We start from the raw sequence: 20,215 nt of genomic DNA on the forward strand, positions 1-20,215 counted from the left end.
TCGATGGGTCAAAAGGTTAATCCAATTGGTCTTCGTGTCGGCGTTATCCGTGACTGGGAATCTCGTTGGTTCGCTGAGAAAGATTACGCTACATTATTACATGAAGACATCAAAATCCGTGAGTACATTAATGTACGCTTAAAAGATTCTGCTGTTGCTAAAGTAGAAATCGAACGTGCAGCAAATCGTGTAAATGTTACAATTCACACTGCAAAACCTGGTATGGTAATTGGTAAAGGTGGTACTGAAGTTGAAGCACTTCGTAAAGCTCTTAACCAATTAACAGGCAAGCGTGTACACATCAACATTTTAGAAGTTAAGAGAGCTGATCTTAACGCTAAATTAGTAGGCGAAAACATCGCTCGTCAATTAGAAAACCGTGTATCATTCCGTCGTGCACAAAAGCAAGTTATTCAACGTGCTATGCGTGCAGGTGCTAAAGGTATTAAAACACAGGTTTCTGGTCGTCTTGGCGGAGCTGATATCGCTCGTGCAGAATCTTACAGTGAAGGAACTGTTCCACTTCATACACTTCGCGCTGATATTGACTATGCAGCAGTTGAAGCTGATACAACATACGGTAAATTAGGCGTAAAAGTATGGATCTACCGTGGAGAAGTCCTTCCTACAAAAAAGAAAGCTTCTGAGGAAGGAGGAAAATAATATGTTAATGCCAAAACGCGTAAAATATCGTAGAGAGCATCGTGGTAAAATGCGTGGTCGTGCTAAAGGTGGAACTGAAGTAGCTTTCGGTGAATTCGGTTTACAAGCACAAGCTGCTTCATGGATTACAAACCGTCAAATCGAAGCTGCTCGTCGTGCAATGACTCGTTACATGAAACGTGGCGGTAAAGTATGGATTAAAATTTTCCCTTCTAAACCTTACACTGCAAAACCTCTAGAAGTACGTATGGGTTCCGGTAAAGGGGCACCAGAAGGCTGGGTAGCAGTAGTAAAACCTGGGAAAATTATGTTCGAAATCGCGGGTGTATCTGAAGAGGTAGCACGCGAAGCATTACGTCTTGCAGCTCACAAGTTACCTGTGAAATGTAAATTCGTAAAACGTGAAGAAAATGGTGGTGAATCTAATGAAAACTAATGATATTCGTGAATTAACCACTGCCGAAATCGAAACAAAAGTTAAAGCTTTAAAGGAAGAGTTGTTTAATCTTCGCTTCCAACTTGCTACAGGACAATTAGAGAATCCAACTCGCATTCGTGAAGTGCGTAAGGCAATTGCTCGTATGAAAACTGTAGTTCGTGAAAGAGAGATCGGAATTAATCGATAAATTGAGGGGAGGTTTGCATAGTGAGCGAACGTAACCAACGCAAAGTTTATACTGGTCGTGTAGTGTCTGACAAAATGGACAAAACGATTACAGTTTTAGTTGAAACTTACAAAACTCATTCCTTGTACGGAAAACGTGTTAAGTATTCTAAGAAGTACAAAGCCCATGATGAGCAAAACCAAGCGAAACTTGGCGATATCGTAAAAATCATGGAAACTCGCCCGCTTTCTGCTACTAAGCGTTTCCGTTTAGTTGAAATCGTTGAAGAAGCGGTTATTATCTAAATAGACGAATCGGAATTTTTAGTCCGAAGGGAGGTTTCATAACATGATCCAACAAGAATCTCGTTTGAAAGTTGCTGACAACTCTGGTGCACGTGAACTTTTAACAATTAAAGTATTAGGCGGCTCTGGTCGTAAATATGCTAACATTGGTGACATTATCGTTGCTACGGTAAAACAAGCAACACCAGGTGGCGTTGTTAAAAAAGGTGACGTTGTTAAAGCAGTAGTAGTACGTACGAAGAGCGGTGCTCGTCGTCCGGATGGTTCTTACATCAAATTTGATGAAAACGCAGCGGTTATCATTAAAGACGATAAGAGCCCACGTGGTACTCGTATCTTCGGACCAGTAGCTCGTGAATTACGTGATAGCAACTTCATGAAGATCGTTTCTTTAGCTCCAGAAGTTCTATAATTTAAGGTATTGCCTTGCTAAGGAGGTGCAGAATTAAGATGCATGTAAAAAAAGGTGATAAAGTACAGGTAATCACTGGTAAAGACAAAGGAAAACAAGGCGTTATCCTTGTGGCTTTCCCAAAGCAAAACCGTGTTATCGTTGAGGGTGTTAACATCGTTAAGAAGCACTCTAAGCCATCTCAATTAAATCCACAAGGTGGAATTATTACTAAAGAGGCACCTATTCACGTTTCTAACGTTATGATTTTAGATCCGAAAACAGGTGAACCTACTCGCGTAGGCTTCAAGGTAGAAGATGGTAAAAAAGTTCGTATTGCAAAAAAATCTGGTGAATTATTAGATAAATAATTTTCTTAAGAAAGGAGGTCACTTCATTGAATCGCCTTAAAGAGAAGTTCCAAAAGGAAATTACTCCTGCTCTAATGAGCAAGTTTAACTATAAATCTGTAATGCAGGTACCAAAAATCGAAAAGATCGTAATCAACACTGGTGTTGGTGACGCGGTATCTAACTCAAAAGCTTTAGACAACGCAGTAGAAGAATTAACACAAATCGCAGGTCAAAAACCTGTTGTAACTCGTGCTAAAAAATCAATCGCTGGTTTCCGTCTTCGTGAAGGTATGCCAATCGGTGCGAAAGTAACTTTACGCGGCGAGCAAATGTATGAGTTCTTCGATAAATTAGTATCAGTTTCTTTACCACGTGTACGTGATTTCCGTGGTGTTTCTAAGAAATCATTCGATGGTCGTGGAAACTATACATTAGGTGTTAAAGAGCAACTTATTTTCCCTGAGATTGATTATGATAAAGTAAGCAAAGTCCGCGGTATGGACATCGTAATCGTTACTACAGCGAACACTGATGAAGAAGCTCGTGAACTTTTAACACAATTCGGTATGCCATTCCAAAAATAATGGAAGCCAACGCTAAGTAGAGGAGGCGAAAACGTGGCTAAAAAATCTATGATTGCGAAACAAAAGCGTACTCCTAAGTTTAAAGTACAAGAGTATACACGTTGCGAACGCTGCGGTCGTCCGCATTCTGTATACCGCAAATTTAAACTTTGCCGTATTTGTTTCCGTGAACTTGCATATAAAGGTCAAATTCCTGGTGTTAAAAAAGCTAGTTGGTAAAACCCACAAATGGGAAGGAGGTAAAACACATGGTGATGACAGATCCAATTGCAGACATGCTTACTCGCATCCGTAATGCGAACATGGTACGTCATGAGAAATTAGAGGTTCCTGCTTCTAAAATCAAAAAAGAGATCGCTGAACTTTTAAAACGTGAAGGTTTCATTCGTGATGTAGAATACATCGAGGATAACAAACAAGGTATCCTTCGTATTTTCCTGAAATATGGTGCAAACAACGAACGTGTAATCACTGGATTAAAACGTATCAGTAAACCTGGCTTACGCGTTTACGCTAAAGCTGACGAAGTACCACGTGTACTTAACGGATTAGGTATCGCTCTTGTTTCTACATCTAAGGGAGTAATGACAGACAAAGACGCTCGTCAATTACAAACTGGTGGAGAAGTAGTAGCATACGTTTGGTAATATATATTTAAAACGAACGGAGGTGTGACCACATGTCTCGTATTGGTAAAAAGATTCTTGAAATCCCTGCAGGTGTTACTATTACAGTTGCAGAAGACAATACTGTAACAGTAAAAGGCCCTAAAGGTGAATTAACTCGTACTTTCAATGCTGATATGCTTATCAAAATTGAAGAGAATACATTAACAGTTGAGCGTCCATCTGAACAGAAGGAACACCGTGCATTACACGGTACAACTCGTGCTTTAATCGGAAACATGGTTGAAGGTGTAACTGAAGGTTTCGCACGCGGACTTGAATTAGTCGGTGTTGGTTACCGTGCTCAAAAACAAGGTGATAAACTTGTATTAAGCGTAGGTTATTCTCATCCAGTAGAAATGACTCCGGAAGCAGGTCTTGAAGTTGAAGTACCTGCACCAACTAAGATCGTAATCAAAGGTATCGACAAGCAACGTGTTGGCGAATTCGCTGCTAACATCCGCGCTGTACGTGCTCCTGAACCTTACAAAGGTAAAGGTATTCGTTACGAAGGCGAAGTTGTTCGTCGTAAAGAAGGTAAAACTGCTAAGTAAACCCGTTAGGTGAGAGAAAGGAGTGACAAGAATGATCACTAAAGCTGATAAAAATGCGACTCGTAAGAAAAGACATGCGCGTGTACGTGCTAAACTTACTGGTACTGCAGAACGTCCACGTTTAAACGTGTTCCGTTCTAACCAACATATTTACGCTCAAGTTATTGATGATGTAAATGGTGTAACGTTAGTAAGTGCATCTACTCTTGATAAAGACCTTGCTCTTAACGGTACTAGCAATATTGAAGCTGCTACGAAAGTTGGAGAATCAGTTGCTAAGCGTGCTGTAGAGAAAGGCGTTAAAGAAGTAGTATTTGATCGCGGTGGTTACTTATACCATGGCCGTGTTAAAGCTCTAGCTGAAGCTGCTCGTGAGGCTGGATTACAATTTTAATGGTCAAAGGAGGGAAAATTGATGCATCGCATTGACCCAAGTAAATTAGAACTTGAAGAACGTGTAGTTACGATAAATCGTGTCGCGAAAGTTGTTAAGGGTGGTCGTCGTTTCCGCTTTGCTGCACTAGTTGTAGTTGGCGATAAAAACGGTCATGTTGGATTCGGTACTGGTAAAGCACAAGAGGTACCAGACGCAATCCGCAAAGCTATCGAAGACGCTAAGAAAAACTTAATCGCTGTACCATTAGTTGGTACAACAATTCCACACACAATCAACGGTCATTTTGGAGCTGGTGAAGTATTCTTAAAGCCTGCTGCTGAGGGTACTGGTGTTATTGCTGGTGGACCTGTTCGTGCGGTCCTTGAATTAGCAGGTGTACAAGATATTCTTTCGAAATCTCTTGGTTCTAACACACCAATCAACATGATTCGCGCTACTGTGAACGGATTAAGCGAACTTAAGCGCGCTGAAGATGTTGCAAAATTACGCGGTAAATCTGTAGAAGAGCTACTAGGTTAAGGAGGGAAAACAAATGGCGAAAAAGTTAGAAATTACCCTCACTCGTAGTGTAATTGGTCGTCCACAAGATCAACGTGCGACGGTAGAAGCTTTAGGTCTTAAAAAGTTGAATTCAACTGTAGTTAAGGAAGAAACTCCTGCTATTCTTGGTATGATCAACAAAGTTTCTCACCTTGTAACTGTAAAAGAAGCTTAAGGATAACTCATTAATATAAGGAGGTGCCTGGGAATGAAACTTCATGAATTAAAACCTGCAGAAGGTTCTCGTAAAGTACGTAACCGTGTCGGTCGTGGTATCGGTTCTGGTAACGGTAAAACTGCTGGTAAAGGTCATAAAGGACAAAACGCACGTTCTGGCGGCGGTGTTCGTCTTGGCTTCGAAGGTGGTCAAACTCCATTATTCCGTCGTTTACCAAAACGCGGCTTCACAAACATTAACCGTAAAGAGTTTGCTATTGTAAACTTATCAACGTTAAATCGTTTTGAAGATGGTACAGAAGTAACACCTGAATTATTGCTGGAAACTGGCGTTATCAGCAAATTAAACGACGGTGTTAAAATTCTTGCAAGCGGCGCAGTAGAGAAAAAACTAACTGTTAAAGCGCACAAGTTCTCTTCAAGTGCTAAAGAAGCAATTGAAGCAGCTGGCGGATCAGTTGAGGTGATCTAATGTTTCGTACAATCTCCAACTTTATGCGCGTTGCTGAGATAAGACGTAAAATATTATTCACTTTAGCGATGTTAATCGTATTCAGGATTGGCACGTTTATCCCCGTGCCATTTACAAATGGAGACGTACTGAAGGCACAAGATCAATTAAATGCTTTAGGTATTCTAAATACATTTGGCGGTGGAGCCTTGAAAAACTTCTCCATCTTTGCGATGGGAATCATGCCGTATATTACAGCATCCATCATCGTGCAATTATTGCAGATGGATGTTGTTCCTAAATTTTCGGAATGGGCGAAGCAAGGTGAAATGGGCCGTCGTAAATTAACGCAATTCACGCGTTATTTTACAATTGTTCTTGCGTTTATTCAGGGGTTTGGTATGTCAATCGGTTTTAACGGTATGGTAGGTGGACAATTAATTTTGAATCCTGGTTGGAGCACTTATTTATACATTGCTACGGTACTGACTGCTGGTACTGCATTTTTAATGTGGTTAGGTGAACAGATTACAGCTAAAGGTGTAGGTAATGGTATTTCCATCCTAATCTTTGGTGGTATTGCCGCAGCGATCCCAAGTGTTATATCTCAAGTGTATCAGCAACAGTTTCAAAATATCGGAGATCAATTGTTCATGAGTATCGTTAAAGTTGCATTGATTTTACTAGCTGTGTTAGCAGTTATTGTGGGTGTTATTTTCATTCAACAGGCTGTTAGAAAGATCCCAATTCAATATGCGAAGCGTGTAACAGGAGGAAATGGTGGTTATGCTGGAGCACAAAACACACATTTACCGCTTAAGGTAAATAGTGCTGGTGTTATTCCAGTAATTTTTGCTGTTTCATTCTTAATTACTCCTCCGACTATTGCGCAGTTCTTCCCGAAACATGATGTATCGCAGTGGATTATTGCAAACTTTAACTATTCTCACCCAGTGGGAATGATCATATATGTTGCGCTCATTGTAGCCTTCACATATTTCTATGCGTTTGTTCAGGTTAATCCAGAGCAAATGTCAGAGAATCTAAACAAACAAGGTGGATATGTTCCAGGTATTCGTCCGGGTAAGAATACAGAACAATATCTAACAAAAATCTTGTATCGTTTGACCTTTGTAGGATCAATTTTCCTAGCAGCGATTGCAATCTTACCAGTTATCTTTACGAAGCTGGGAAATCTTCCTCCATCTGCACAGATCGGTGGAACGAGTATGTTAATCGTTGTCGGCGTTGCTTTAGAAACAATGAAGCAACTAGAAAGCCAACTGGTAAAACGCCATTACAAAGGGTTTATCAAGCAGTGAGTAAGTGGGAAGTATTGTCTTCCCTACATGCTCATGTACTCTGAGGGGGAACAAGGATGAACTTAATTTTAATGGGGCTTCCTGGTGCTGGTAAAGGTACACAAGCCGAACAGATTGTTGCCAAGTATAACATCCCTCACATCTCAACAGGAGATATGTTCCGTGCAGCTATGAAGGCTGAAACTGAAATGGGTTTACAAGCAAAATCCTTTATTGATAAAGGTGCACTTGTTCCAGATGAAGTTACAATCGGAATCGTTCGTGAACGTTTAAGTCAAGAAGACTGCGTAAGAGGCTTCTTATTAGACGGTTTCCCACGAACTGTTGCACAAGCATCAGCTCTTGAAGAGATTATGAAAGATCTTGGCAAAAAAATCGACTATGTTTTAAACATTAATGTGGATTCAGGATTGTTATTAAAACGCCTTACAGGCCGTCGCATTTGTAAAGAGTGCGGTGCGACTTACCACTTAGAATTCAATCCGCCAGCAAAAGCTGACGTGTGCGATAAATGTGGTGGCGAGTTATATCAACGCTCTGATGACAATGAAGAAACTGTAGCAAATCGCTTAGATGTAAATATTAAGCAAACTAAACCTTTGCTTGATTTCTACGAGGAGCTTGGTTACTTACAAAGCATTAATGGTGAGCAAGATATCAATAAAGTATTTGCTGATATCGATGTTCTCATCGGAGGCTTAGCGTAATGATAATCTGCAAAACTCCTCGCGAGATAGAAATCATGCGAGAAGCGGGCAGGATCGTTGCTTTGACTCATCAAGAGTTAAAACAGCACATTACTCCAGGAATTACAACGAAAGAGCTCGATCAAATAGCGGAAAAGACGATTCAAAAATATGGTGCTACGCCATCTTTTAAAGGATACAACGGATTTCCGGGGAGCATATGTGCTTCTGTAAATGAAGAGCTTGTACACGGAATTCCAGGGAAGCGCAAGCTCAAAGAGGGCGATATCATCAGTATCGATATTGGTGCGAAATACAATGGGTACCATGGAGATTCTGCATGGACGTATCCAGTTGGAAACATTTCTGAATCTGTTCAAAAGCTACTTGATGTCACAGAAAAATCGTTGTATCTTGGTCTAGAACAAGTAAAACCAGGCGAGAGATTATCAAATATCTCACATGCGGTTCAAACCCATGCTGAAGAGAATGGATTCTCGATCGTTAGGGAGTATGTTGGTCACGGAATCGGGCAAGACTTACATGAGGACCCTCAAATCCCGCACTATGGTCCACCAAATAGAGGCCCTAGATTAAAGCCGGGAATGGTCATCTGTGTTGAGCCGATGGTGAATCAAGGAAGACGATATGTAAAAACACTATCTGATGACTGGACAGTGGTAACGGTAGATGGTAAATGGTGTGCCCATTTTGAGCACACGATTGCTCTTACAGAAGCAGGATACGAAATCCTTACCACTTTATAAGTAGCTGGCTCTCCGGGATTTCAGAGCAGTGTAAAATGTTACTGATTTGAAGAAGGGAGAACTATTGAATGGCTAAAGATGATGTAATTGAAGTCGAAGGTACCGTTCTTGAAACGTTGCCAAATGCTATGTTCAAAGTAGAATTAGAGAATGGGCATGTCGTATTGGCTCACGTTTCTGGTAAAATCCGTATGAACTTCATTCGTATTTTACCAGGAGACAAAGTTACGGTAGAATTATCTCCGTACGATTTAAATCGTGGTCGTATTACGTACCGTTTTAAATAATATAGCACTCCGTAATCTTTAAGGAGGTTCGAGACATGAAAGTAAGACCGTCAGTTAAACCAATCTGCGAAAAATGTAAAGTTATTCGTAGACGTGGAAAAGTAATGGTTATTTGTGAAAACCCTAAACATAAACAAAAACAAGGTTAATCAGAAGGAGGTGCATTCGGAATGGCACGTATCGCAGGTGTAGATATTCCTCGTGACAAACGCGTTGTTATTTCTTTAACTTACGTATTCGGCATTGGTCGCACAACTGCTGAAAAAATTCTTGCTGAAGCTGGTGTTTCTGAAGAAACACGAGTTCGTGATTTAACGGAAGACGAATTAGGACGTATCCGTGATATCATCGATCGTATTAAAGTTGAGGGAGACCTTCGTCGTGAAGTATCTCTTAACATCAAACGTCTAATGGAGATCGGTTCTTACCGTGGTCTTCGTCACCGTCGTGGTTTACCAGTTCGTGGTCAAAACTCTAAAAACAATGCTCGTACACGTAAAGGTCCACGTCGTACAGTAGCAAATAAAAAGAAATAATAAGTAAAGGAGGTTGAACTAACAATGGCACGTAAAACAAACACTCGTAAAAAACGTGTGAAAAAGAATATTGAAGCTGGTGTAGCTCATATTCGTTCTACTTTCAACAACACAATCGTAACACTTACAGATACTCACGGTAACGCGCTTTCTTGGTCTAGTGCTGGTGCACTTGGTTTCCGTGGATCTCGTAAATCTACTCCATTCGCTGCGCAAATGGCTGCTGAAACTGCTGCTAAAGCTGCAATGGAGCACGGTTTAAAAACTTTAGAGGTTACTGTTAAAGGTCCTGGTGCTGGTCGTGAAGCTGCAATTCGTGCTCTTCAAGCTGCAGGTCTAGAAGTAACAGCAATTAGAGATGTTACTCCAGTTCCTCATAATGGATGTCGTCCACCAAAACGTCGTCGTGTGTAATTTTTCTGTATAGAATTTTCCCTTTTGTCTATAATGGATATGATGCATTATCGAGAAATTTCGTACAGAAACATCGCTTGTTGTGCACAATCGGGAACTGCCTAAGGGGGACTTTCGGTTAGACAGGGGTTATACCTTTGTTTAACCGGGGTTTCGACGTTTTGAAGGAGGGTTTAGTTAATGATTGAAATCGAAAAGCCGAAAATCGAAACGGTTGAACTTAACGAAGATGCTAAATATGGTAAATTCGTAATTGAACCGCTTGAGCGTGGATATGGTACTACGTTGGGTAACTCCTTACGTCGTATTCTTTTATCTTCACTCCCTGGTGCCGCTGTTACTGCTATCCAAATCGATGGCGTATTACATGAATTTTCAACAGTTGAGGGCGTAGTAGAAGACGTTACAACGATCATCTTAAACTTGAAAAAGTTAGCTCTTAAAATCTACTCTGAAGAAGAGAAGACGTTGGAAATTGATGTGCAGGGCGAAGGTATTGTCACAGCTGCTGATATTACTCACGATAGTGATGTAGAAATCTTAAATCCAGATTTACACATTGCAACGTTAGCAAAAGATGCGCATTTCCGCGTGCGTTTAACTGCAAAGCGTGGCCGTGGGTATACGCCAGCTGATGCAAATAAAAGCGAAGATCAACCAATAGGAGTAATTCCTATTGATTCTATTTATACTCCAGTATCACGTGTGACTTACCAAGTGGAAAAGACACGTGTCGGACAAGTGGCTAATTATGATAAGCTTACGCTTGATGTATGGACGGATGGAAGCATCGGGCCAAAAGAAGCTATCTCTTTAGGTGCCAAAATCTTAACTGAGCATTTAAATATCTTTGTTGGTTTAACTGATGAAGCACAAAATGCTGAGATTATGGTCGAGAAGGAAGAAGATCAAAAAGAGAAAGTTCTTGAGATGACTATCGAAGAACTAGACCTTTCTGTTCGTTCTTATAATTGCCTAAAACGTGCAGGAATTAATACTGTACAAGAGCTTGCGAACAAAACAGAAGAAGATATGATGAAAGTTCGTAACTTAGGACGTAAATCCTTAGAAGAAGTTAAACATAAACTTGAGGAATTAGGTTTAGGTTTACGTAAAGACGACTGAGGATTTAAACCCATCAACAAAGGAGGGAACTACGAATGGCATACAGAAAATTAGGCCGTACAAGTGCGCAACGTAAAGCTATGTTACGTGACTTAGCTACTGATTTAATTATCAACGAGCGCATCCAAACGACAGAAACTCGTGCAAAAGAACTTCGTTCTGTAGTGGAAAAAATGATCACTTTAGGTAAACGCGGAGATCTTCATGCTCGTCGTCAAGCAGCAGCTTTCATTCGCAATGAAGTAGCTAACGCTGAGACTGGTCAAGATGCACTTCAAAAACTATTCGCTGATGTAGCTCCACGCTATGCTGAGCGCCAAGGCGGATACACTCGTATTGCAAAAATTGGTCCACGTCGCGGAGACGCAGCACCAATGGTAATTATCGAGTTAGTATAATGATAATTAAAAGGGCAGGACAGTTCTTTTCAAGAAACTGGTCATGGCCCTTTTTTTTAAATATAAAAATAGGCTTACTTGGCGAAGGAAAGGGTGCCTTGTATTGAAAAAAGAGAAACTTCGGACAGAAAATATATCATTTCAATATCCTGGTGCAGCCACTTATGCATTAAAAGATGTTTCATTCTCCTTATATGAAGGAGAATGGGTATCTGTTATTGGACAAAACGGTTCTGGGAAGTCTACACTTGCAAAATTATTGAATGGTTTGTTTTTGCCGGAAACAGGGACAATTACAGTAAATGATACAATGGTTTTGTCAGAGGAAACGGTATGGGATGTTCGAAAACAAATTGGGATGGTATTTCAAAATCCAGATAATCAATTTGTTGGAACGACAGTGCAAGATGACGTTGTCTTTGGTTTAGAGAATATCGGAATGCCAAGAGAGCAAATGGTAGAAAGATTAGATCAGGCCTTACGACTAGTCCGTATGGAAGATTTTCTTAATGATGAGCCACATTCGTTATCTGGTGGGCAAAAGCAGCGAGTAGCAATAGCAGGCGTTTTAGCACTTCAACCGTCTATTTTGATATTAGATGAAGCAACGTCAATGCTAGACCCTCAAGGGAGACGTGAAGTGGTAGAAACGGTTAGACAACTTGTTAATGAAAAAGGTATTACCGTGTTATCAATTACGCACGATTTAGAAGAAGCGGCACAGTCAGACCGTGTCATTATTTTAAATAAGGGAGAGATATTAGAGGAAGGGACTCCAGAACAAATTTTCAAGTCCTCTCATATGCTCCAAGAAATTGGATTAGATGTACCATTTTCAGTGAAAATAGCAGAATTATTAAAAAGAAATGAAATTCTCTTGCAAAATACGCATCTTACAATGGAAAGCTTGGTGAACGAACTTTGGAGATTACATTCCAAAAAGTAGAACATCGTTATCAATATAAAACTCCATTTGAAAGACGCGCACTTTATGATGTAGACGTGTCGTTTCCAAGTGGGGGCTATTATGCCATTATCGGTCATACTGGTTCAGGTAAGTCGACGATGATTCAACATTTAAATGGTTTATTGCAGCCGACAAATGGCACAGTTCAAATCGGTGAACATTTCATTTCGGCAGGAAAGAAAGAAAAAAAGCTAAAGCCACTACGTAAAAAGGTAGGGGTTGTCTTTCAATTCCCAGAACATCAGTTATTTGAAGAGACTGTGGAGAAAGATATTTGCTTCGGACCTACTAATTTTGGGGTATCGGAAGAAGAAGCGAAGCAAAAGGCAAGAGAAGCAATTGAACTTGTAGGGTTAGAACCAGAACTGTTAACGCGTTCACCATTTGAGTTAAGTGGTGGGCAAATGAGGCGTGTTGCGATAGCAGGCGTATTAGCGATGGAACCCGAAGTGCTTGTATTAGATGAACCTACAGCAGGACTAGACCCAAAAGGGCAAAATGAACTTATGGAGATGTTTTATAAGCTACATAAGGAGAAAGGCCTTACAGTTATCCTTGTAACGCATAATATGGAGGATGCTGCTAAATATGCCGAGCAGATTGTAGTCATGCATAAAGGAACGGTCTTTTTGCAAGGAAGTGCAGAGGAAGTATTTTCACATGCTGATGAACTAGAGAAAATTGGTGTGGATCTTCCTATGTCTTTAAAGTATAAACGTGCAATTGAAGAGAAGTTTGGCATTTCAATCCCAAAGGCTACCTTATCTTTAGAGGATCTTACTCATGAAGTTGTGCAGGTGTTACGAAAAGGTGGTCATGAATCATGCAGCAGTTGATTATTGGAAGATATATTCCAGGGAATTCTCTTATTCATCAACTTGATCCACGTACGAAGCTGCTGATTGTCTTTTTATATGTATTTGTAGTTTTCTTAGCAAATAATGCGATTTCATATGGATTTTTATTTTTATATGCACTCATTGCTTTATTTTTTGCAAAAGTGCCGATTCGTTATGTACTTTCGGGCTTAAAACCAATTCTATGGATTTTTCTTTTTACATTTTTCCTGCATATTTTAACAAATAAAGAAGGGGAAGTATTATTCCAGCTTGGTTGGTTTTCGATACATGAAAAAGGATTAGAGCAAGGAATATACATTTCTATACGATTCTTCGTTATTATTTTAATGACGACATTATTAACGTTAACGACGACACCTATTGAGATTACAGATGGTTTGGAGACGTTATTAAAGCCGTTGAAGCGTATAAAAGTTCCTGTTCATGAAATCGCATTAATGATGTCAATTTCTCTTCGTTTTATCCCGACATTAATGGATGAAACGAGTAAAATAATGAAGGCACAATCGTCACGTGGTATTGATTTTGCAGGGGGACCGATAAAAGATAGGATGAAAGCTATCATTTCACTACTCGTTCCTCTATTTATCAGTGCTTTTAAGCGTGCAGAGGACTTAGCAATTGCTATGGAAGCCCGTGGATATCAAAGTGGCGAAGGACGTACTAAATTTAGGCAACTACGCTGGAAAACAAGCGATACAGTAACGATTATAAGCTTACTTTGTTTAGCTTGTATTTTGGCATGGGTGCGATCGTAATGGAGAATAAAGAAATGGATAGAATAAAATGTACGGTTGCATATGATGGCATGCATTTTTGTGGTTATCAAATTCAACCGCAGCATCGTACTGTTCAACAAGAGATAGAGAAAGCTTTGCAGAAATTGCATAAAGGGGAACTTGTTCGTGTTCAGGCATCGGGCAGAACGGATTCTACCGTTCATGCTAAAGGACAAGTGATACACTTTGATACACCGTTGTCTCTTGAAGAGTGGCAATGGAGCAATGCATTAAACACTATGTTACCAGATGATATTGTTATCACACAGGTAGAGAAAAAAACAGAAGAATTTCACGCACGTTACGGTGTCGAGAGAAAAGAATATCGTTATCGTGTATTATTATCAAAGACTGCGGATGTATTCCGTAGAAATTACGTATATCAATATCCATATCCGCTCGAAATAAATGCTATAAGAAAAGCGATCCCTTATTTTATTGGAACGCATGATTTCACTTCTTTTTGTTCGGCAAAAACTGACAAAAAAGATAAAGTGAGAACAATTTATGAAATCGAGCTAATTGAGCAGGACGACGAATTAATTTTTCGTTTTGTAGGTAATGGATTTTTATATAATATGGTCAGGATTATTGTTGGTACGTTACTGAGCGTAGGGCAAGGAAAGCTTGATCCGGATAGCATTCCAGAGATTTTAGCGAAACAAAATCGTCAGTTTGCTGGAAAGATGGCTCCTGGTCATGGGCTTTATTTATGGCAGGTAAACTATAACAACTAATCCTGGTGTAACATTTGCTTGACATTAGAAACTCAAAAGTATATCATAACATATGGTATTGTTTCTAAAACCACGATTAGCCCCGGAAGGAAATCGTGTTTAAGATAAACAATAGATTTTTTCTATGGAAAAGATAACGAGGAGGGAAACACATGCGTACGACTTTTATGGCAAAAGCTAACGAAGTTGAGCGTAAATGGTATGTGGTTGATGCTGAAGGTCAAACTTTAGGTCGCCTTGCTAGTGAAGTAGCATCCATTTTACGTGGTAAAAACAAACCTACATTTACACCACACGTTGACACGGGTGATCATGTAATTATTATTAACGCTGAGAAAATTCATTTAACAGGTAATAAATTAAACGATAAAATTTACTACCGTCACACTAACCACCCAGGTGGACTTAAACAAAGAACAGCTCTTGAAATGCGTACAAACTACCCTGTACAAATGTTAGAGCTTGCAATTAAAGGCATGCTTCCAAAAGGACGCTTAGGCCGTCAAGTTTCTAAGAAACTAAACGTGTATGCTGGAGCAGAGCATCCACACCAAGCACAAAAACCAGAAGTTTACGAACTTCGCGGATAATCAATTAAAGGAGGGCTTACTTTGGCACAGGTTCAATACTATGGCACTGGACGTCGTAAGAGTTCAGTAGCGCGCGTACGCCTAGTTCCAGGCGAAGGACGCGTTATCATTAACGGTCGTGATTTTGAAAACTATATCCCATTTGCTGCATTACGTGAAGTAGTGAAACAACCTCTAGTTGCAACAGAAACTTTAGGTAACTACGATGTACTTGTAAACGTAAATGGTGGTGGATACACTGGTCAAGCTGGTGCTATTCGTCACGGTATTTCTCGCGCTTTATTAAAAGCTGATCCAGAATACCGTCTAACACTAAAACGTGCAGGTCTATTAACTCGTGACGCACGTATGAAAGAGCGTAAAAAATACGGTCTTAAAGGCGCACGTCGTGCACCTCAGTTCTCAAAACGTTAATTTTTGCGAACTACAAACCCCAACCATTTTGGTTGGGGTTTTTTATGTTTCATTCCTCTTTTGAAATTTTTGTAGTTTGGAATATTTTAGTGCTATCCTCTCGCGTATGCTTCTTCTTTAGAAGTTTAGACTAATACGTATTAGGGAGGTTTATAAGTACTATGAATGTCATTGTCAGCTTACAAGAAAAACAAAAAGAAAAGCAGTTGAAATATGAGCGGAAGATGCTGCGGGAATTATCATTAAAAACATTACGTTCAAATATTAGAGATGCCTTTCAGATGCAGGAACTTCATCGTCAGTATGAAGATTACTGCATTGAATTAGGGATAGAATCGTATTTATTAGGAGCGAGATATAGCAAATTTGGTTATTATGGCGAATCGTTCTTTGATGTGAAATATAGGGCCTTAGAAGAAGAGCAACAATTAACGGAAACACTATTTCAATTTTTAACGAGCATGACTATGCGGGAGATTAAGTTACAAGATGAGGAATTACTTTTTGAATCTTGCCAGCAGTTTATCGGCTTATGGTGGCAGGAAGGATATGAAAAAGGTGAAAGAAGATATCGATTAAAGCTTCATTAAGACAAGCATAAACTTTCCTCTTGTCCCATATAAGTAATTAGAGGGACTAGCTGGAGGAGGAAAGGTATGAAGAGAATTCGAATTATCTCTTTTGCACTCGCTGCGGTTATTTTGTTTTTTTTAGTCAAACAAGAATTTCAAATTACAAAATCGTGGCGAGCTTGGAATTTACCCTTATCAGGGAAAGTAATCGTATTAGATGCTGGGCATGGTGGACCAGACGGAGGGGCTGTTGGTGGCAAGGATATTGTAGAAAAAGATATTACGCTTGAGATTACAAAGAAGGTGCAAGATTATTTACAAGAGCAAGGTGCACTAGTTATTTTAACGCGTGAGGGAGATTATGATTTAGCCCAGAAAGATACAAAGTCATATAGTAGACGTAAAGCAGAAGATTTAAAAAAACGTGTAGAGATTATTAATAAACCCGATGTAGATTTTTTTGCAAGTATCCATTTAAATGCTTTAACTAGTAGTGGATCAAAAGGCGCACAAACGTTCTATTACCGTTCTTCAATTGAAAATGAACGTGCTGCGAAATTTATACAAGCTGAGTTGAGAACGAGTTTAGAGAATACAAATCGTTCTGCTAAAACAATTTCTCATGTGTATTTATTAAAGTATGCGAAAAACCCAGGTGCTTTAATTGAAGCTGGCTTTTTATCGAATGTAAATGAAAGGTATATGTTAAATTCGGAGAAATATCAGCAAAAGGTAGCAGCTGCTGTATATCGTGGTATATTACGTTATTTCACGGAAAAAGGAAATCCTCCAGAATAAGGAGGATTTTTTTGCGTTTCTCTCGTTAACGAAGTTTTCCGAAAATATGTTATACTGGAAATGTAAACGCATTTATTTCAAAAGTAAAGAGAGATATATTTAATTAACATTATGTTATTTTTCATACAGGGGGCTGGGCTAATTATGGTAACGAAAGAGCAAGTAGTGGAAGCGTTAGAAGGGATTGTAGATCCGTTTTTACATAAAACGTTAAAAGAAACAGGGGCAATTAAAGAGGTAACAGTCAAGCCTGAGAAGGAACATGTAAGTGTTAAAATTGCAATCGTAAAAACTGGTACCGCGGAACAAATGCAATTGCAATCTGGAATTGTAAAGTTAGTAAAAGAACTAGGAGCAGCAACAGTAGGGCTTCGCTTTGCAGAATTTACAGAAGAGGAATTAGCTCAGTTTGCACCAGAACAAGAAGAAGAGCAAACTGAATCTTTATTGTCACCAAATTCGAAAACGACATTTTTAGCAGTGGCGAGTGGAAAAGGTGGAGTAGGGAAATCAACAGTTTCTGTTAACCTTGCTATTGCTTTAGCTCGTCTAGGGAAAAAAGTTGGTATCATTGATGCCGATATTTATGGTTTTAGCGTACCTGATATGATGGGGATAGAAAAACGCCCTGTAGTAAGAGGAGATAAAATCATTCCAGTGGAGCGTCTAGGTGTAAAGGTAATCTCAATGGGATTCTTTGTAGAAGATAATGCACCGGTTATTTGGAGAGGGCCTATGCTCGGGAAAATGTTAAATCACTTCTTTACGGAAGTAGAGTGGGGCGATTTAGATTATTTAGTTTTAGATTTACCACCAGGTACAGGTGATGTTGCGCTAGACTTACATTCGATGTTGCCGGCTTGTAAAGAGATTATTGTCACAACACCGCATCCAACAGCGGCATTTGTAGCAGCACGTGCTGGAGCAATGGCTTTACGTACAGAACATAGTATTCTTGGTGTTGTTGAAAATATGGCTTATTTTGAAAGTAAAACAACTGGCGAAAAAGAATATGTGTTTGGAAGAGGTGGTGGAGATAAATTAGCTACAGAACTTCAAACAGAAGTACTTGGCCGAATCCCGCTTCAACAACCTGATTGGAATAAAGAAGATTTTGCGCCGTCAGTATATGAAGATACGCATACGACAGGTCTTATTTATCGCACAATAGCTGAAGCGGTAATTGATAAAACAACTGTTGCGCAAAAATAAAATAATAATGAGTGGATGATACATGTATTGTCCACTCATTATTATCGTTATTATTTTTACTGCTGTTCCTTTTTACCTTCTTGGGAACCACCTTCACCGCCGGCTTCCTTTTTATCAGAACCACTTTTTTCGGCTTTTTGGACACCTTTACTAATAATATCAATCATCTTAGCTTGGAAGAGTGGGCTTTCAGCAGTTTCTGTTAATACTTGTTGTAAATATTGACGGTATTCTTTGCTCTTCATTGTTTGTAACATCATTTTTTCTACTTCAGGGTTTTTCATAATTTCTATAACGCCTGCTTGGTATTCAGGGTCTTTTAGTAATGTTTTCATTAAGGCTGTTTGTTCTTTTCCCATACTTTTAGCGAATTTCGATGAGAACTCAGGGTCTTTAAAGAGCTTTTCCCAGAATTGTTGCCCTTTATCGGATACCATTGCATCTTCAATCGTTTTCTTTACTACTGTTTCATCTAGTATGAGTGCTTGTTTCATTTTTTCATCAGTTAACACATCTTGAATGGCTTTCTTACCTTGATCGGTTTTTAAAATATCAACAATCATTTTCTTCGTTTGATCATAATCAAGTTCGGACTTTGCTTCTTTTTCTTGTGCACATGCTACAAGTACAAGAAATAGAAAAGAAGAAGTCAAAACGAGCAGCATCCGTTTCATAAGTTGGAACTCCTTTCAGCACAGTTCTCTCTTTTTAATATAAATATCTTTAAGGAATTTATACATGAACATGGCTAGCTTTTTGAAATTGTCATTGATACAATTTAATTAGAAATATAAGGATAATGGGGGATGTGTTGTGAATAGCCGCAAGTGGGTTCGACTATTTTTTACGACGTTGTTTCTTGGTGGGGTTAGTACAGTCATTATTGGATTTGTTTTAGAGTGGGACAAGTACGCTAAATTTTTTCAAAATTTCGACGGAAAGGAAATTTTGGCAGTTTCCTTCTGGTTGATGGGTGTAGGATTTATTTTTAGTGTGATAAGTCAAATGGGGTTCTTTGCCTATTTAACAATCCATCGTTTTGGATTAGGGATGTTCAGGTCACCTTCTTTATGGAATATAGTCCAGCTCTTCTTCATTGCATTCGTTTTATTTGATTTTGTGTATTTAAGATCGGTATTGATTGCAAATGGGGAAATTTCATTAGGGAATAACATACTTGTTGCTGGTGTGTTATTTATGTTTGGTGCCATCGTTGCTTATATAAAAAGTAAGGAAACGAATAAAAAGGCATTTGTGCCAGCTTTGTTCTTTATGGTGGTTGTAACAATTCTTGAGTGGGTACCAGCACTTCGAATTAATGATACAGATTGGTTATATTTAATGGTGATACCACTTTTATTATGTAATGCATATCAGTTACTTATATTACATCGTTTAATTGGAAAGACGAGTAAGTCGGCCTAATTAAGAGAGTTTTTACGCAGGGTAGTTGTACGAATGAAAATATCGGGATAAAAAAAGCTCTATTACCTGAACGAAAGGTAGTAGAGCTTTTTATGTGTAAAAAATTATTGGACATCTTTACTTTTCGTACTTGTGTTGGAAATAAGTTGTGATACGGATATTTGCTCATAGCCGTCACTCTTTAATTTCTGTAGAAGCAGTGGTAAAGCTTTATTTGTTTGAAGAGCAGAATCGGATGCATGTAATAAGACGATATCTCCACCTTTTAAATTATTAGAGACGGTGGAAACGATATTGTTTACGCCAGGGTTTTTCCAATCGTTTGAGTTATTACTCCAATGAACGACAGTGTATCCGAGTGATTCTGCTATTTTAAGTGTTGCCTTGTTAAAGTCTCCACTAGGTGGACGCAATAGTTTAATTTGTTTCACACCGAGTTTTGTAAAAACATCTTGTGCTCGCAGAAGATCTCTTCGTATTTCATTTGCCTCTAGAGAAGTGTAGGACGTGTAATTATAACCCATACTACCGATTTCATGTCCATCTTTTATGATGCGTTCAACAACATCAGGGTGTCTTTCTGCCCATGCAGCAGAAAGGAAGAAGGTTGCATTCTTAATATCTCTTTCTTTAAGTGTATC

General features: G+C 39.2%; 35 protein-coding genes (1 of these 35 running past the window's edge). 33 read left to right on the forward strand and 2 right to left on the reverse strand.

Annotation, left to right across the window (positions count from 1 at the left end):
* The first annotated feature begins 3 nt into the window (after positions 1 to 3).
* From rpsC to NST14_RS00855, 32 genes are all read left to right on the forward strand, one after another.
* Positions 4 to 663 (forward strand): 30S ribosomal protein S3, encoded by a 660-nt coding sequence (gene rpsC, locus NST14_RS00700; protein ID WP_000529956.1) that lies wholly within the window; start codon positions 4 to 6, stop codon positions 661 to 663.
* Between the two features lies 1 nt (position 664).
* Positions 665 to 1,099, forward strand: coding sequence for a 50S ribosomal protein L16 (gene rplP / locus NST14_RS00705; RefSeq protein WP_000928971.1), 435 nt, complete (start codon positions 665 to 667; stop codon positions 1,097 to 1,099).
* Positions 1,089 to 1,289, forward strand: a complete 201-nt coding sequence (gene rpmC / locus NST14_RS00710) for a 50S ribosomal protein L29 (RefSeq protein WP_000855718.1) — start codon at positions 1,089 to 1,091, stop codon at positions 1,287 to 1,289. Before rplP ends, rpmC begins: the two co-directional genes overlap by 11 nt.
* A 20-nt stretch (positions 1,290 to 1,309) precedes the next feature.
* Positions 1,310 to 1,573 carry a 30S ribosomal protein S17 gene (rpsQ, locus tag NST14_RS00715; protein ID WP_000004106.1) on the forward strand — a complete coding sequence of 88 codons (264 nt, stop codon included), beginning with the start codon at positions 1,310 to 1,312 and terminating at the stop codon, positions 1,571 to 1,573.
* Positions 1,574 to 1,616: 43 nt separating this feature from the next.
* The gene (gene rplN, locus NST14_RS00720; RefSeq protein WP_000615912.1) at positions 1,617 to 1,985 is read left to right on the forward strand and encodes a 50S ribosomal protein L14; all 369 of its coding nucleotides are present in this window, start codon (positions 1,617 to 1,619) and stop codon (positions 1,983 to 1,985) included.
* A 38-nt stretch (positions 1,986 to 2,023) separates the two neighbouring features.
* Positions 2,024 to 2,335: a 50S ribosomal protein L24 gene (gene rplX, locus NST14_RS00725; protein WP_000558200.1), complete on the forward strand. Its 312-nt coding sequence runs from the start codon at positions 2,024 to 2,026 to the stop codon at positions 2,333 to 2,335.
* 26 nt (positions 2,336 to 2,361) lie between these two features.
* On the forward strand, positions 2,362 to 2,901 hold the full coding sequence (gene rplE / locus NST14_RS00730; RefSeq protein WP_001080827.1) for a 50S ribosomal protein L5: 540 nt from the start codon (positions 2,362 to 2,364) through the stop codon (positions 2,899 to 2,901).
* A 33-nt stretch (positions 2,902 to 2,934) separates the two neighbouring features.
* Complete coding sequence (rpsN, locus tag NST14_RS00735; RefSeq protein ID WP_001085700.1) at positions 2,935 to 3,120, forward strand: 30S ribosomal protein S14; 186 nt, start codon at positions 2,935 to 2,937, stop codon at positions 3,118 to 3,120.
* A 29-nt stretch (positions 3,121 to 3,149) separates the two neighbouring features.
* A complete protein-coding gene (gene rpsH / locus NST14_RS00740) occupies positions 3,150 to 3,548 on the forward strand; it encodes a 30S ribosomal protein S8 (protein ID WP_000245511.1) in 399 nt (132 codons plus the stop codon).
* A gap of 32 nt (positions 3,549 to 3,580) precedes the next feature.
* The gene (gene rplF / locus NST14_RS00745; RefSeq protein ID WP_000086558.1) at positions 3,581 to 4,120 is read left to right on the forward strand and encodes a 50S ribosomal protein L6; all 540 of its coding nucleotides are present in this window, start codon (positions 3,581 to 3,583) and stop codon (positions 4,118 to 4,120) included.
* A gap of 31 nt (positions 4,121 to 4,151) precedes the next feature.
* Entirely contained in the window at positions 4,152 to 4,514 is a 363-nt protein-coding gene (gene rplR / locus NST14_RS00750; protein ID WP_000628816.1) for a 50S ribosomal protein L18, read from the forward strand.
* Positions 4,515 to 4,535: 21 nt separating this feature from the next.
* The gene (gene rpsE, locus NST14_RS00755) at positions 4,536 to 5,036 is read left to right on the forward strand and encodes a 30S ribosomal protein S5 (RefSeq protein WP_000554646.1); all 501 of its coding nucleotides are present in this window, start codon (positions 4,536 to 4,538) and stop codon (positions 5,034 to 5,036) included.
* Positions 5,037 to 5,049: 13 nt separating this feature from the next.
* Positions 5,050 to 5,232, forward strand: coding sequence for a 50S ribosomal protein L30 (rpmD, locus tag NST14_RS00760; RefSeq protein ID WP_001085234.1), 183 nt, complete (start codon positions 5,050 to 5,052; stop codon positions 5,230 to 5,232).
* Positions 5,233 to 5,265: 33 nt separating this feature from the next.
* Positions 5,266 to 5,706 carry a 50S ribosomal protein L15 gene (gene rplO / locus NST14_RS00765; RefSeq protein ID WP_000766080.1) on the forward strand — a complete coding sequence of 147 codons (441 nt, stop codon included), beginning with the start codon at positions 5,266 to 5,268 and terminating at the stop codon, positions 5,704 to 5,706.
* The gene (gene secY / locus NST14_RS00770; protein ID WP_000490114.1) at positions 5,706 to 7,007 is read left to right on the forward strand and encodes a preprotein translocase subunit SecY; all 1,302 of its coding nucleotides are present in this window, start codon (positions 5,706 to 5,708) and stop codon (positions 7,005 to 7,007) included. Before rplO ends, secY begins: the two co-directional genes overlap by 1 nt.
* A 56-nt stretch (positions 7,008 to 7,063) precedes the next feature.
* The gene (locus tag NST14_RS00775; RefSeq protein ID WP_001048996.1) at positions 7,064 to 7,714 is read left to right on the forward strand and encodes an adenylate kinase; all 651 of its coding nucleotides are present in this window, start codon (positions 7,064 to 7,066) and stop codon (positions 7,712 to 7,714) included.
* Positions 7,714 to 8,460, forward strand: a complete 747-nt coding sequence (map, locus tag NST14_RS00780; RefSeq protein ID WP_000582539.1) for a type I methionyl aminopeptidase — start codon at positions 7,714 to 7,716, stop codon at positions 8,458 to 8,460. The genes NST14_RS00775 and map overlap by 1 nt, the downstream gene beginning before the upstream one ends.
* Before the next feature lie 68 nt (positions 8,461 to 8,528).
* Entirely contained in the window at positions 8,529 to 8,747 is a 219-nt protein-coding gene (gene infA, locus NST14_RS00785) for a translation initiation factor IF-1 (protein ID WP_001029884.1), read from the forward strand.
* A 35-nt stretch (positions 8,748 to 8,782) separates the two neighbouring features.
* On the forward strand, positions 8,783 to 8,896 hold the full coding sequence (rpmJ, locus tag NST14_RS00790) for a 50S ribosomal protein L36 (RefSeq protein ID WP_000868344.1): 114 nt from the start codon (positions 8,783 to 8,785) through the stop codon (positions 8,894 to 8,896).
* Between the two features lie 21 nt (positions 8,897 to 8,917).
* Entirely contained in the window at positions 8,918 to 9,283 is a 366-nt protein-coding gene (gene rpsM, locus NST14_RS00795) for a 30S ribosomal protein S13 (RefSeq protein ID WP_000090789.1), read from the forward strand.
* Between the two features lie 24 nt (positions 9,284 to 9,307).
* Positions 9,308 to 9,697, forward strand: a complete 390-nt coding sequence (gene rpsK / locus NST14_RS00800; protein ID WP_000101799.1) for a 30S ribosomal protein S11 — start codon at positions 9,308 to 9,310, stop codon at positions 9,695 to 9,697.
* A 180-nt stretch (positions 9,698 to 9,877) separates the two neighbouring features.
* Entirely contained in the window at positions 9,878 to 10,822 is a 945-nt protein-coding gene (locus NST14_RS00805) for a DNA-directed RNA polymerase subunit alpha (RefSeq protein ID WP_000569643.1), read from the forward strand.
* Positions 10,823 to 10,857: 35 nt separating this feature from the next.
* Positions 10,858 to 11,220 (forward strand): 50S ribosomal protein L17, encoded by a 363-nt coding sequence (gene rplQ / locus NST14_RS00810; protein ID WP_000331490.1) that lies wholly within the window; start codon positions 10,858 to 10,860, stop codon positions 11,218 to 11,220.
* 103 nt (positions 11,221 to 11,323) lie between these two features.
* On the forward strand, positions 11,324 to 12,166 hold the full coding sequence (locus NST14_RS00815; RefSeq protein ID WP_229143464.1) for an energy-coupling factor ABC transporter ATP-binding protein: 843 nt from the start codon (positions 11,324 to 11,326) through the stop codon (positions 12,164 to 12,166).
* On the forward strand, positions 12,142 to 13,023 hold the full coding sequence (locus NST14_RS00820) for an energy-coupling factor ABC transporter ATP-binding protein (protein WP_000406517.1): 882 nt from the start codon (positions 12,142 to 12,144) through the stop codon (positions 13,021 to 13,023). Before NST14_RS00815 ends, NST14_RS00820 begins: the two co-directional genes overlap by 25 nt.
* The gene (locus tag NST14_RS00825) at positions 13,011 to 13,805 is read left to right on the forward strand and encodes an energy-coupling factor transporter transmembrane component T family protein (RefSeq protein ID WP_001186536.1); all 795 of its coding nucleotides are present in this window, start codon (positions 13,011 to 13,013) and stop codon (positions 13,803 to 13,805) included. Before NST14_RS00820 ends, NST14_RS00825 begins: the two co-directional genes overlap by 13 nt.
* Before the next feature lie 14 nt (positions 13,806 to 13,819).
* A complete protein-coding gene (gene truA, locus NST14_RS00830) occupies positions 13,820 to 14,563 on the forward strand; it encodes a tRNA pseudouridine(38-40) synthase TruA (RefSeq protein ID WP_002163776.1) in 744 nt (247 codons plus the stop codon).
* 152 nt (positions 14,564 to 14,715) lie between these two features.
* A complete protein-coding gene (gene rplM, locus NST14_RS00835; protein WP_001260793.1) occupies positions 14,716 to 15,153 on the forward strand; it encodes a 50S ribosomal protein L13 in 438 nt (145 codons plus the stop codon).
* A 21-nt stretch (positions 15,154 to 15,174) separates the two neighbouring features.
* Complete coding sequence (gene rpsI / locus NST14_RS00840) at positions 15,175 to 15,567, forward strand: 30S ribosomal protein S9 (protein ID WP_000079986.1); 393 nt, start codon at positions 15,175 to 15,177, stop codon at positions 15,565 to 15,567.
* Positions 15,568 to 15,728: 161 nt separating this feature from the next.
* Positions 15,729 to 16,157, forward strand: coding sequence for a YbaK family protein (locus NST14_RS00845; RefSeq protein WP_001101006.1), 429 nt, complete (start codon positions 15,729 to 15,731; stop codon positions 16,155 to 16,157).
* A 66-nt stretch (positions 16,158 to 16,223) separates the two neighbouring features.
* Positions 16,224 to 16,937 (forward strand): N-acetylmuramoyl-L-alanine amidase CwlD, encoded by a 714-nt coding sequence (cwlD, locus tag NST14_RS00850; RefSeq protein WP_000822435.1) that lies wholly within the window; start codon positions 16,224 to 16,226, stop codon positions 16,935 to 16,937.
* Between the two features lie 144 nt (positions 16,938 to 17,081).
* Entirely contained in the window at positions 17,082 to 18,149 is a 1,068-nt protein-coding gene (locus NST14_RS00855) for an Mrp/NBP35 family ATP-binding protein (protein ID WP_000256607.1), read from the forward strand.
* Positions 18,150 to 18,205: 56 nt separating this feature from the next.
* Here the strand turns inward: NST14_RS00855 and gerD are convergent, their stop codons facing one another.
* Positions 18,206 to 18,823, reverse strand: coding sequence for a spore germination protein GerD (gene gerD / locus NST14_RS00860; protein ID WP_000827519.1), 618 nt, complete (start codon positions 18,821 to 18,823; stop codon positions 18,206 to 18,208).
* A gap of 139 nt (positions 18,824 to 18,962) precedes the next feature.
* On the opposite strand from gerD, the gene kbaA reads away from it, so the two are divergent.
* Positions 18,963 to 19,574 (forward strand): KinB signaling pathway activation protein KbaA, encoded by a 612-nt coding sequence (kbaA, locus tag NST14_RS00865; RefSeq protein WP_001088516.1) that lies wholly within the window; start codon positions 18,963 to 18,965, stop codon positions 19,572 to 19,574.
* A 104-nt stretch (positions 19,575 to 19,678) separates the two neighbouring features.
* Here kbaA and pdaB read toward each other — a convergent pair whose 3' ends face one another.
* Positions 19,679 to 20,215, reverse strand: the 3' portion of a protein-coding gene (pdaB, locus tag NST14_RS00870) for a polysaccharide deacetylase family sporulation protein PdaB (RefSeq protein ID WP_000464707.1). 228 nt of this gene lie beyond the right edge of the window; 537 of the gene's 765 nt are visible here — the last part of the coding sequence; the start codon falls outside the window, past its right edge — the gene reads right to left on this strand; the stop codon is at positions 19,679 to 19,681.

Source organism: Bacillus sp. FSL W8-0519 (assembly GCF_038005585.1).
GTDB lineage: Bacteria > Bacillota > Bacilli > Bacillales > Bacillaceae_G > Bacillus_A > Bacillus_A paranthracis.